Annotated in this window: 9 protein-coding genes; 5 read left to right on the forward strand and 4 right to left on the reverse strand. The window is 69.7% G+C overall.

Annotated elements, in window-relative coordinates; genetic code table 11:
- Positions 1-204 precede the first annotated feature (204 nt).
- The 3 genes from IEY88_RS09075 (at position 205) to IEY88_RS09085 (ending at position 6,876) form a co-directional block, all read left to right on the forward strand.
- The gene (locus tag IEY88_RS09075; protein WP_189154155.1) at positions 205-1,845 is read left to right on the forward strand and encodes a DUF4153 domain-containing protein; all 1,641 of its coding nucleotides are present in this window, start codon (positions 205-207) and stop codon (positions 1,843-1,845) included.
- A gap of 100 nt (positions 1,846-1,945) precedes the next feature.
- On the forward strand, positions 1,946-5,683 hold the full coding sequence (locus IEY88_RS09080; protein WP_189154156.1) for a Pls/PosA family non-ribosomal peptide synthetase: 3,738 nt from the start codon (positions 1,946-1,948) through the stop codon (positions 5,681-5,683).
- Positions 5,680-6,876 carry a M1 family metallopeptidase gene (locus IEY88_RS09085; RefSeq protein WP_189154157.1) on the forward strand — a complete coding sequence of 399 codons (1,197 nt, stop codon included), beginning with the start codon at positions 5,680-5,682 and terminating at the stop codon, positions 6,874-6,876. The genes IEY88_RS09080 and IEY88_RS09085 overlap by 4 nt, the downstream gene beginning before the upstream one ends.
- Here the strand turns inward: IEY88_RS09085 and IEY88_RS09090 are convergent.
- The 4 genes from IEY88_RS09090 to IEY88_RS09105 are packed head-to-tail and all read right to left on the reverse strand — an operon-like array spanning position 6,854 to position 10,653.
- Complete coding sequence (locus IEY88_RS09090; protein ID WP_189154158.1) at positions 6,854-7,498, reverse strand: NUDIX hydrolase; 645 nt, start codon at positions 7,496-7,498, stop codon at positions 6,854-6,856. The genes IEY88_RS09085 and IEY88_RS09090 overlap by 23 nt on opposite strands.
- Complete coding sequence (locus tag IEY88_RS09095) at positions 7,449-8,663, reverse strand: adenylosuccinate synthetase (RefSeq protein WP_189154159.1); 1,215 nt, start codon at positions 8,661-8,663, stop codon at positions 7,449-7,451. The genes IEY88_RS09090 and IEY88_RS09095 overlap by 50 nt, the downstream gene beginning before the upstream one ends.
- Positions 8,663-9,643, reverse strand: coding sequence for a hypothetical protein (locus IEY88_RS09100; protein ID WP_189154160.1), 981 nt, complete (start codon positions 9,641-9,643; stop codon positions 8,663-8,665). Before IEY88_RS09100 ends, IEY88_RS09095 begins: the two co-directional genes overlap by 1 nt.
- A gap of 2 nt (positions 9,644-9,645) precedes the next feature.
- Entirely contained in the window at positions 9,646-10,653 is a 1,008-nt protein-coding gene (locus tag IEY88_RS09105; RefSeq protein ID WP_189154161.1) for a protein kinase family protein, read from the reverse strand.
- A 149-nt stretch (positions 10,654-10,802) separates the two neighbouring features.
- Here IEY88_RS09105 and IEY88_RS09110 point away from each other — a divergent pair, with 149 nt between their 5' ends.
- On the forward strand, positions 10,803-11,885 hold the full coding sequence (locus tag IEY88_RS09110; RefSeq protein WP_229693203.1) for a mechanosensitive ion channel family protein: 1,083 nt from the start codon (positions 10,803-10,805) through the stop codon (positions 11,883-11,885).
- Between the two features lie 150 nt (positions 11,886-12,035).
- Positions 12,036-12,311, forward strand: a complete 276-nt coding sequence (locus tag IEY88_RS09115; RefSeq protein WP_189154162.1) for a hypothetical protein — start codon at positions 12,036-12,038, stop codon at positions 12,309-12,311.

Genomic DNA, 12,311 nt, shown 5'->3' on the forward strand with positions numbered 1-12,311 from the left:
GGCACGCCGGAGCCTGGCGAAGGCACGTCGCAGCCTGGGAAGGGCACGCCGGGGCCTGAGAAGGACGCCGAGGCAGGCTCTCGCAGGGGTACCCCCGAGCCGGGAACCCCTGCGACTCAACCTACTCAGGAGGTCCGACAAGATCAGTCGGCGAGTGAGAAGCCCGCGAAGAGGCCGGCGAAGGCAGCGGACGCTCCCAAGCCCGTGAAAGCCGCGGACACGCCCAAGCCCGCCAAGGAGCCGGCGAAGCCCGCAGGCGGACCCAAGCCCGTGAAGGAGCCCGAACCCGCCGCAGCCCCCGCTCCCCCCGCCAAGCCCGCCGAGGTCGTCGCCGCCACCCTCCCCCCGGCCTCCCCGTGGCAGGCCCCACCCCGCTACCCCGCCGCCGCGCCCGCCATGACCGCCCCCGGCGTCCCGTTCATGCCCTGGTGGCGCCCACCCACGACCGGCGCCCCCGGCAAGGCCATGATCGCGGGCCTCGCAGCGGGCCTCGGCGGAGCGTTCCTGGCCGTCCCGAACAACGGCGTCGGCTGGTTCCTCGCGGGGCTCGTGGGCGTCGGCGGTGTGCTGTTCTACGCGGGCAAGCCGACCGTCGAGCGGGCGCTGTGGCTGGCCGGTGCGCTGGCGTTCCTCGCGATGGGCTTCCTGCGGGCCGCGGAGTGGGTCTTCCCGTTGAGCCTGATGGCGTCGATGCTGTGCGGCTCGATCGCCATGGCCGGCGGCAAGACAGTGCGCGGGCTCGTGTTCGGGGCGTTGGGGGTCGGGCTCGGTGCGCTGCGGTCCATCCCGTGGGTGTCCAAGGGGTTCCGGCGGCGCGGGCCGATCGGGATCCGGCCGTTCGTCTCCGTCGGTGTGGCGCTGGTGTTGCTGCTGGTCTTCGGGTCGTTGCTGGCCGGGGCGGACAAGGGCTTCAACGACTTCCTCGAAGGCCTGATCCCCGACCTCGACGTCGACGACTACGTGCAGCAGGCGTTCTTCGGGGTCGTCGCGGCGCTGGGGGCGCTGGGGGCCTGTTATCTCGTGGCGGCGCCGCCGGAGATCGACGAGGACGCCGAGGTGAAGCCGGGGTCGTTGCGGCTCAAGGACTACGGGTTGCCCGTCGGCGTGCTCGTGGTGCTGTTCACCGGATTCGTGGGGACGCAGCTCGCGGTTCTGTTCGGTGGTGAGGCCTACGTGATGAAGACGGCGGGCGTGACGTTCGCCGAGTACGCGCGGTCCGGGTTCTGGCAGCTGCTGTGGGTCACCATCCTCACGCTCGGCGTGATCGCCGGAGTCGCGCGGTTCGCCGTGAAGAAGACGCAGCGGGATCAGTTGTGGCTGCGGGTTTTGCTGGGTTCGCTCGCTGTTCTCACACTTGTCATCGTCGCGAGTGCCTTGAGTCGCATGTGGTTCTACCAGCAGGCGTACGGGTGGACGGTGCTGCGGCTGCTCGTCGCGTCGTGCGAGGTGTGGCTGGCCGTGGTGTACGTGATGGTGATCGCGAGCGGGATCTCGTTGCGCGCCAACTGGTTGCCGAAGGCGATCGTCGCCACCGGTGCCGCGTTCTTCCTCGCAGTGGTGGCGTTGAACCCCGAACGGGTGGTCGCCGACTACAACGTGTCGCGGTTCGAGGCGACGCAGAAGATCGACACGTACTACCTGTCGCAGCTGTCCGAGGACGCGGTGCCCGCATTGGTCAGGTTGCCGCAGCATGAACGCTCGTGTGCCTTGCGGTGGATGAAGAATCGCACGCCGGAGAAGGACTGGCGGGAGTGGAACCTCGCGCGCCACAACGCGAAGAAGTCACTCGAAAGTGTTGCGGTGACTGAAGTCACCTGTGAGGGTGCATACTCGTTTGAGAGATAGTCCGTTGCGTGGCTGTAAAGTTGCACGGCTACCGGTTGCCGAGAGGGTGAGAAGTGACGCTGACGTGACGATTGCGGCTGAACCCGTTGTCCTTCGATCGATGTTCACTGCAGGCGAGGCGCCCACACCGCGCACCCTCCTGGACATCCTGCGCGCGAGTGCCGAGAAGCACCCGGACGCGCTGGCCGTCGACGACGGCACCACCGCGCTGACGTACCGCGCACTGATCACGGAAGTACTGGAACTCAAGGAAAAGCTCGCTGCCGAGGGCGTCGGGGTCGGCGACCGGGTCGGCATCCGCGTGCCCTCGGGCACCGTCGACCTCTACGTCTCGATCCTGGCGACCCTCGCGGCCGGCGCGGCCTACGTGCCGGTCGACTTCGAGGACCCGGACGAGCGTGCCGAGCTCGTTTTCGGTGAGGCGCAAGTGAGTGCCGTGCTCGGCGAGGGCCGTTCCCTCGTGCTGCACGGCACCACGCTCGGCGTCCCCGGCGAACCGGGTCTGGACAACGACGCGTGGATCATCTTCACGTCCGGTTCGACCGGTAAGCCCAAGGGCGTCGCGGTCACGCACCGCAGCGCCGCCGCGTTCGTGGACGCCGAGGCGAACCTGTTCCTGACCGACGAGCCGATCGGCCCGGAGGACCGGGTGCTGGCGGGGCTCTCCGTCGCGTTCGACGCCTCCTGCGAGGAGATGTGGCTCGCGTGGCGTTACGGCGCCTGCCTGGTGCCCGCGCCGCGCTCGCTGGTGCGCACGGGCATGGACCTGGGGCCGTGGCTGGTCGAGCAGGAGATCACCGTCGTCTCCACGGTGCCGACACTGGCCGCGCTGTGGCCCGTCGAGGCCCTGGACGACGTCCGGTTGCTCATCTTCGGCGGCGAGGCCTGCCCGCCCGAACTCGCTGAGCGGCTCGCCGTCCCCGGCCGCGAGGTCTGGAACACCTACGGCCCCACGGAGGCGACCGTCGTCGCCTGCGCCGCCCAGATGAGCGGCACGGGCCCCGTACGCATCGGCCTGCCGCTGGACGGCTGGGAACTCGTCGTGGTCGACCCCCAGGGCGAGGTCGTGCCCATGGGCGAGTCCGGCGAACTCGTGATCGGTGGCGTCGGCCTGGCCCGCTACCTGGACGAGGCCAAGGACGCCGAGAAGTACGCGCCGCTGCCCTCGATGGGCTGGGACCGCGCGTACCGCAGCGGTGACATGGTCCGCGCCGAGCCGGAGGGCCTCGTCTTCCTCGGCCGCGCGGACGAGCAGATCAAGCTCGGCGGCCGGCGAATCGAACTGGGAGAGGTCGACGCGGCCCTCGCGGCGCTGCCCGGTATCGCCGGTGCGGCCGCTGCCGTGCGCACGACGCGCGGCGGCAACCAGATCCTCGTCGGCTATGTCGTCACAGACGGCGAGTTCGACCAGGACACCGCCATCGAGCAGCTGCGCACCGCACTGCCGGCCGCGCTGGTGCCGTTGCTCGCGGTGGTCGAGACGCTGCCGACGCGCACGTCCGGCAAGGTCGACCGCGCCGCGCTGCCGTGGCCGCTCGAGTCGATGGACACCGCGGGAGTGGTGTTCTCGGGCGTCGAGGGCTGGCTCGCGGAGCAGTGGGCCGCGGTGCTCGGTTCCGGGCCTGCCTCCGAAGGCGCGAACTTCTTCGCGTCCGGCGGCAGCTCACTCGGTGCCGCGCAACTCGTCTCGATGATCCGCACGCGTTACCCGAGCACGTCGGTCCAGGACGTCTACCAGAACCCGACGCTCTACAAGCTGGCTCGCCGCCTGGAGTCGTACGGCGAGACGGCCGAGGTGCACGAGGTCGCGCCGACGCCGCGCTGGACCGGTGTCGTCCAGACGCTGCTGATGATCCCGCTGCTCACCGTCTCCGGCGCGCGCTGGGTCGTGGCGCTGACGGCGCTGTCGAACGTGCTGGGCTGGACGTCCGTGTCGTGGTGGTGGGTCGCCGCGGGGTTCGTGGCGTTCCTGAGCCCGGCCGGCCGCCTCGCGATCTCCGCCGGTGGTGCGCGGTTGCTGCTGCGCGGCCTGAAGCCCGGTGAGTACCCGCGCGGTGGTTCCGTCCACTTGCGACTGTGGACCGCCGAGATGCTGGCGCAGATGTCCCGCGCCACCGAGCTGTCCGGTTCCTGGGTCACGCACTACGCGCGGGCGCTGGGCGCGAAGATCGGCGAAGGCGTCGACCTGCACTCGCTGCCGCCCGTCACGGGCATGCTCAAGGTCGGGCGCGGCGCCGCCGTCGAGCCCGAGGTCGACCTGTCCGGCTGGTGGCTGGATGGCGACCGGCTGCGCATCGGCCGCGTCCGGATCGGCGCGGGTGCCACGGTCGGTGCGCGCAGCACGTTGTTCCCCGGCGCGAAGATCGGCAAGAAGGCCGAGGTGGCGCCCGGTTCGGGTGTCCGCGGCTCCGTGCCGACCGGCCAGCGCTGGGCGGGCGTCCCGGCGATCCGCGAGGGCAAGGCGGCGCGGTCGTTCCCGTCCCGCCGTCCGGAGCGGTCGCGCTTCTGGAACCTCATGTACGGCTTCTCGTCCGGCCTGCTGGGCGCGTTGCCGCTGCTCGCGGCGGCCCCGGCCCTGCTCTACGTGCTGCGCCGCCCGGTCACGCTGACGTCGGCGCTGTGGGACGTCCCGGTCGCCTCCGCGATCTGGTTCGGCTCGTACGCGCTGATCGTGCTGGTCGCGGTGCGGCTGCTGGGCATCGGCATGCGCGAGGGCCACTACCCCGTGCACAGCCGCGTCGCGTGGGCGGCGTGGACGACCGAGCGGTTGATGAACAACGCGCGCACGGCCCTGTTCCCGCTGTACGCGTCGCTGTTCACGCCGGTGTGGCTGCGGCTGCTCGGCATGAAGGTCGGCCGCCACGTCGAGGCGTCCACGGTGGTCGCGCTGCCGAAGATGACCAGGGTGGGCGACGGCGCGTTCCTGGCCGACGACACGATGGTCGCGACGTACGAGCTCGGCGGCGGCTGGCTGCGCATCGCCACCGCGCGAGTGGGCAAGCGGGCGTTCCTGGGCAACTCGGGCATGACCGCGCCCGGACGCACCGTGCCGAAGGGCGGGCTCGTCGGCGTGCTGTCGGCGGCGCCGAAGCGGGCCAAGGCCGGGTCGTCGTACCTGGGCATGCCGCCGATGAAGCTGCCGCGCGCCGCCGAGGTGTCGGACCAGTCGCGCACGTTCGACCCGCCCAAGCACCTCATGTGGGCGCGGGCGCTGGTCGAGCTGTGCCGGTTCGTCCCGGTGATGCTGAACGTCGCCCTCGTCGTGCTGGTGCTGTTCGCGCTGAAGGAGTTCGGGCTCTGGGCCTCCGGCCTCGTGCTGCTGGGCGCCGGTGTGCTCGCCTGTCTCGTGGCCGTCGTCGCCAAGTGGACGCTCGTGGGCCGGTTCAAGGTCCGCGAGTACCCGCTGTGGTCGGCGTTCGTGTGGCGCAACGAGCTGGCGGACACGTTCGTCGAGGTGCTCGCGGTGCCGTGGCTGATCGGGTTCTCCGGCGGCACGCCGATCATGAACCTGTGGCTGCGCTCGCTGGGCGCGTCCGTGGGCCGTGGCGTGTGGTGCGAGTCGTACTGGCTGCCCGAGGCCGACCTGGTGAAGCTGGGTGCCGGCGTTTCCGTCAACCGCGGCTGTGTCGTGCAGACGCACCTGTTCCACGACCGGATCCTGCGGATGGACCGCGTGGAACTGGGCGCCGGTTCCACTTTGGGCCCGCACGGCATCGTGCTGCCCGGTGCGTCCATCGGTGCTCACACCACGATCGGACCCGCCTCGCTCGTCATGCGCGGAGAGGATGTACCGTCGGGAACCCGTTGGCTGGGCAACCCGATCTCCGCGTGGACATGAGCTTCTCCGTACACCATTACGCGTTAGAGCTTGACTACAAGCCGCACTCCGCACGCCTTACCGGGCGTGCGGTGCTGCAGGCTTCCTGCAGCTCGCTGTCGTCGTTCTCGCTGTCCTTCGGTCCACTGCGGATCTCGAAGGTGCTGGTGAACGGCAGGCCCGCGCGCTACGGGCACGCCGGTGGCGTCCTGAACGTGCGTGCGGCCGTGCGAGGGGCTTTCACGGTCGACGTCCGGTACTCGGGCACGCCCAAGCCGATCTCGACGCCGGAATGGGGCGACCTCGGCTGGGACGAGCTCACCGACGGCTCGATCGTGGCCTCGCAGCCCATCGGGGCGCCGTCGTGGTTCCCGTGCCTCGACGAGCCGTGGTCGAAGGCCTCGTACCACCTGGAGGTGACGGCGCCGTCGCCGTACACCGTGGTGTGCAACGGGGTGCTGGTCGACGGCAAGGTCTCCGGCAGCACGACCCGGTGGACGTACTCGATGGCCGAACCGATGGCGACCTACCTCGCGACCGTCCAGATCGGACAGTACGTCGAGGCGCTGCCGGACGTGTGGGCACCCGCGCGGCTGCGTCGGCTGGTGGCGCACGACTTCGGCCGGCAGGACGCCATGATCGAGTTGTTCTCGTCGCTGTTCGGGCCCTACCCGTTCCCCCGGTACTCCGTCGTGGTGACCGACGACGCGCTCGACGTTCCCGTTGAGGCGCAAGGGTTGTCGACGTTCGGCGCCAACCACGTGGACGGGCGGCGCGGGTCGGAACGGCTGGTGGCGCACGAGTTGGCGCACCAGTGGTTCGGCAACTCGGTCGGCATCGCCGACTGGGAGCACATCTGGCTGAACGAGGGCTTCGCCTGCTACTCGGAATGGCTGTGGTCCGAGGCTTCCGGCGGCCGGTCCGCCGACGCCTGCGCGGCTGCGGCCAGGGATCTGTTGCGTCGCCAGCCGCAGAACCTCGTCATCGGACGCCCGCCGCGCGCGGACTGGTTCGACGACAGGGTCTACAAGCGAGGGGCGCTGACGTTGCACGCGTTGCGCCGCGAGATGGGCGACGACTCGTTCTTCGCGCTGCTGCGCGAGTGGTGCGCCCGCAACCGGCACGGATCGGTGACGACCGAGGACTTCCTCCTGCTCGCCGGGCACCGCGACCTGCTCGACCGCTGGCTGTTCAAGCCCGAACTACCTCGCTAGACCACTTCCACACCAGCGGCGGCCGGCCACCCTTGGGCAGCGCGGCCGCGTGTTCGCTGGTGCGCCCGAGTCCCGGCACGCGGTCCATCGTGCGGCCCAGGTTGGCCGGGTAGGGACGGTCGCCGGTCAGCGACTCGGTGACGTCGAGCGCCTGCGCCGTCGTGAACTCGGGTCCGAGCAGCCCCGCGGTGAACGGCACGTCGCGCCAGAGCTTGTCCGCGAGCAACGGCCGCGAGTCGGCGACGATCCGGTCGTGGTCGAAGGCCAGCGGGGGCACGGCGTCGAGCCTGGTCCAGACGGCCAGGTCGCCGGTCGCCCTGGTCACCGTGGCCCACAGCGCGATCGACAGCGTCGGCCCGCGCGGGTCACGCGACGGTTCGTCGAAGGTGGCGAGCTGGCCGGTCGCGGTCACCGACTCCTCGGTGAGGCCCAGCTTGCCCGTGACGGCCCTGGTGGTCGCGTCGCGCAGCCGTTCACCCCTGCCCAGCAGGACGCCGGGCAGTGCCAGCTCGCCCGCGAACGGCTCCTGTGCGCGCGGTGCGACCCCCACGAGCACCGCGCGTGCCTCCGGGTCAAACCGGAGCACGATCACGTCCACCGATACCAACGTCGACTCGATCACGTCGTGGATTGTCCCGCACCGCGTAGTCCGCCCTGGTCGGCCCCGCGCCGGTGACGAGCACGTCGACATCGAGCAGGGCCTCCAGGTACGCGACGGGGTCGGACAGGTCTTCCAGGGTCGAACCGGTGGCGACCTTCAGGCCGTGAGCGTCCAGATGCGTCACCGCAAGGCCGTCGACACCCCCACAGCAGTCGACGGAGTAGCGCAGCAGGTTCGCGTCCAGGTGCCCGGCCCGCAACGCGCCCTGGAACTCGCCGGTGCCGTTGTGCCGCTCCGGGAACCTGGCGAGCACGTCAGGGTCCTCGGTCGGCAGCGGGCCGGCGCCGTGACGCGTCTGGTAGGTCCTGGTCACGCCGATCACCCGGGCCGGACGCCCTTGCAGCAGCTCACGGGCGTTGCGCGGCACGACTGTGGACCAGGTGGTGTGCGGGTGGAAGCCGTAGGTCTCGTCGAGGAGAACGCCTTGCGCGCCTTCGAAGACGACCCGTCCGGCGTCGAGCAGCCCTTCGTGGCCCTGCGTGATCCGGACGGCGTCCGCGAACGCTCCGTAGAGGCCGACCAGGTCGTCCACGCTCGGACCCTCACCGATCAACGGCTCGTAGAACCGGCCGAGCGCGTCGAGCCGCTGCCTGAGCTGGTTGGGGTTCAGGCAGTCGCCGACGGTGGGAGCGGGGCCCGGTTCGCCGAGCACCCGCTGCCCCTCCACCACGTCCCCCTCGCGCGCCCCGGCGAGCAGCCCGTACCAGGCCGTCTCGCCGATCCCCTTCCCGCACGAGCCGTGCCGGTCGCCGCCCCTGGCCCTCTCCCTGGCCCGGTTCGCGGCGACGTGGAACGGCGTGGTGAGCAGCGCCTGGGCGTCGACCGACACCAGCGACAGCGGGTTCGCGACGCCGAGCGCCTCCAGCTCACGTGACTCGGTCGCCAGCGCGATCGGCTCGACGAGCACGAACCGCGACAGCCAGGTCGGCACGCCCGCGAGCGTGCCCGACCCGAACTGGCTGAAGGTGTGGTGCCGTCCGTCGGCGATCACGTTGTGCGCGGCCTGCGCTCCCCCGTTGAACCTGATGACGGTGGACACGCTCCCCTCCGCGCACAACGCGTCGACGACGGCCCCCTTGCCCTCGTCACCGAACCCCAGCCCGACGACGATCACGTGGTCGTTCATCAGCTCAGCGCCACGTCGTCAGGACCGTCGATGCCCAGCGGAGCCGCGACGACCGCGCGCTTGCCACTGCCGACCGCGACCAGCGCCTTGCCGACGGCCTTGCTCTCGGCGACCGACCCGATCTCGGCGAGGTCGACGAGGGCCTGGTCGAGGTCGACCACCTGCTCCTCCATGCCGATCGTGGCCGCGATGAGCTCGCACACCGCGCCGGGGTCGTCCAGCTTGAGGAAGTTCTGGCCGAGGATGGCCCGCCAGTGCTCACCGATGCTGTCGTCGTTGAAGTACGACGACTGGTTGGGGAGGATGAAGTAGACGTTCCACTTGCGGGCGAGTTCGCGGTACACCGACACGGGGTCGATGTCCTGCTTCACGTCGTCGCCGATGATCCGGCGGATGTGCCGGGCCTCGAGCCGCGGCTTGTTCAGCTCGTCGCCGATGATGAACAGATACCCCTTGCGGCCGCGCTTCTGCCACGCGTCGGTGACCACGTGCCGTGCCACGAAGTACGCGGCCAGCTCGTAGGACTCGCTCTTCTGCCCACCACCGTTGCCTTCGAGGAAGATGTCCCGCAACTGCTCGTCCATGCGGTTGTCCGACTCGAACTGCCCGACCTGCAACGGCACCCGGTCGCTGTCGGCGTCCCCGATGCCACCGAACATCAGCTGCGGGTCCGCGAGATATCCCTTGCGCTGCAACAACCCGTGCAGCTTGCCGAGCTTGCCCTGCATGATCCGCGGCACCGCGCCCATCGACCCGGTGACGTCGAAGAGCACCGCGATCGGTGTCGAGTCGGCGTGGTCGGGCGAGTCGCGGCACTCGCGGTACGCGACGTTCAGCGGGTCAAGGCTCGGCGCGGCCTTCCAGCTCGACGCGGGGTTCCCCTTGATCGACGCGGTGTAGCCGAAGTCAGCGATCCCCTTGGCCGCGCGGAAGGTCTTCGCCGCGGCGTACGCGTTGTCGTCCCACTTGCCGTGTCCCATGGTCATTCTCCTGTCTGGGGAAGTGCGAACGGGCGGAAAACCCTTGGCCCGTATAGTTCTTCGAGCAGGTCGTCGTACTCACCGAGCAGGTCGGCGGCGTCGGGCCTGCGCTGAGGTCGTTCCTGCTGACATCCTTTGGCGAAGGCGATCTGCCGGTTTTCGTTGGGGTTCAACGTGTCTGCCATCAGCGTGTGTGCCATGTGGACGTCCGTCGCGGCCGTGACCGGTTGCTGTGCTTGCACTTCCGGCGGATAGGCGATGGTCTTGCTGGTCGCGAGGAGCCTCTGGCCGGATTCGACGGCGAACGACCAGCCGACGAGCACGATGCCGTGTTGTTCCGGGTGCACCAGGACGTTCTCGGCGGTGACGGCCCCGTGCACCAGACCGATCTGGTGCGCGCCGGCCAGCGCCTTGAGCAGCCTGCGGTGCATCCACGCGTAGTCGCGCCCGTCCAGTCCATCCGGGTAGGCGTTCTGCACGTCCTTCAGCGTCACGAACCCGTCGAGCAGCGGGTCGAGCACCGTGAAGGCGCGCGAGTTCTTGGCCACGTCACCGGACGTGTCGAGCAGCCGTGGGTAGAACGCCCGCAGCCACGGGTTCCAATCGGTGAAGCGCTCCAGTGCCCGCAGCGCCTGCCACTCGCCGTGCAGCAACGGGTTGAGCGCCGGGTTGCGCACCACCTTGACCACGTACGGGCCGTCCGCCTCGTAGAGGTTGGCGATGCTGCCGACCGCGAACGGCTCGCCGATGCGGTAGGCGCCGGTCCTGGTTTGCAGCTCGACGGTCGTGCCGTTGGTCCACTCGTGGTGCAGGCGGGTGAGGTTCGCCGACGCCGTGTGAGCCCGCGTGTTGGCTGGTCCGACCACGTCGGGGTGCAGGACGGCGGCCAGTGCGCGGTAGCGGCGCCGCACCTCCTTGCGCTTGCCGGGGTCGGTGGTGCGAGGCCCGAACAGGGCCTCGGCCGACGCGGTGCGCTCGACCAGGTCCAGCGCCTCCGATGTGGTGAACATGGTTTGAGTCTTGCAAACTCAAACCCGCGATGCAACACCCTTTTGGTCGCTGTGACTCAAACCGCACTCGCCGCTGGCCGTGAGGTGGCTCATGGTGTTCACCCGATCGGAGGCCGGGTACCCCACCTCGATACCAAAAGGAGGGAACCGTGCTGTTCGTCGTCATGGGCTGCTCCGTGGCCTTCGCACTGCTCGTGGTGGAAGTGGTCCACAGGCTGGTCCGCCGCTTCACCCACAGCGGCAAGATGTACCGCCCTGGCCAGGCGTTCGGAGCGCTCCTGGCCGCCCAGATAAGCCTGAGCGTCTACCCGGTGGACGTGCCGGTTGTGTTGCACGTGCTGGGCATCGCGCTGATCCTGGCCGGCGCGTGGCTGCTGGCGGCGTTGATCAGCACTCTGGTGGACGTCTCGCTGTCGCGGGTCCGCACGGACGTCACCGACAACCGGCACGCGCGGCGGGTGCACACGCAGGTCACGTTGGTGCGGCGGCTGGTGTTGGTGGTCATCGGCGTGCTGGCAGTGGGGGCGATCCTCATGACGTTCCCCGGCGCGCGGGCTGTTGGGTCGACCGTGCTGGCGTCTGCCGCTGTCATCGGTGCGGTGGCGGCGTTCTCCGCGCAGTCGTTGCTGGGCAACCTGATCTCGGGGCTGCAGATCGCGTTCAGCGACGCGGTGCGGCTCGATGACGTTGTCGTCGTGGACGGTGAGTGGGGGCGGGTCGAGGACATCACGCTGACGTACGTGGTGCTGCACCTGTGGGACGACCGGCGGCTGGTGTTGCCCACGTCGTACTTCCTGAAGACGCCGTTCGAGAACTGGACGCGCACGCAGTCGGCGTTGCTGGGCACCGTGGAGCTCGATCTCGACTGGACTGTGCCGGTCGAGGCGATGCGGCAGGAGATGCGGTCCATGCTGGAGGGCAGCGACCTGTGGGACGGGCGGGTGTCCGTGTTGCAGGTGACGCAAGCTACGCAGGGGTTCGTGCGGGTGCGTGCGCTCGTGAGCGCCGCTGACGCCGGCAAGTTGTGGGACCTGCGCTGTCTCACCAGGGAGCACCTGGTCGACTGGGTGCACCGGCAGCACAACAGTGCGTTGCCTCAGATCAGGACGCGGGCGGTCACCGGGGTCAAGAAGGCGCAACCTGCCTCTGACCAGCACACGGACGCACGGGTGTTCGGTGAGAGTGCGGACGGCACACTGCGGGAGCAAGCGTTTGCGGGTCCTCGGCAGTAGAACGCCCGGAGAATCCGGTGCAACCGCCTGCGGGAGCCGTTCCGTCCTTCGATCATGAGAAGACCGCTCGCCGTCGCGTTTTGCGCGCTGGCTCTCGGCAGTTGTGGTACGAACGGGTCTCCAGCCGTGCCCTTGGCGGAGGTGCCGATCGTGTCCTCAGCAAAACCGGACAAGCTCCGGATCGAGCAGGCGAAGCGCGACGGCCACCTCACAGTGCCACTGATGATCTCCGTGCAGCAGGGACGCGACGAGGAGGTCGAGCAGGCACTGGAGAGGCTGGGCGCGACCGTCGAGTCGCGGGATCCCAGAATCGGTTACCTGCGGGCCGAGATGCCGGTCGACAAGGTGGAAGACGCGTATCTGATCGCCGGTGTGTCCAAGGTGGATGTGGACGAGCCGCTGAGCAACAGGTTGCCGGAACCGTAG

This window comes from Lentzea pudingi, from assembly GCF_014646255.1.
Taxonomy (GTDB): domain Bacteria; phylum Actinomycetota; class Actinomycetes; order Mycobacteriales; family Pseudonocardiaceae; genus Lentzea; species Lentzea pudingi.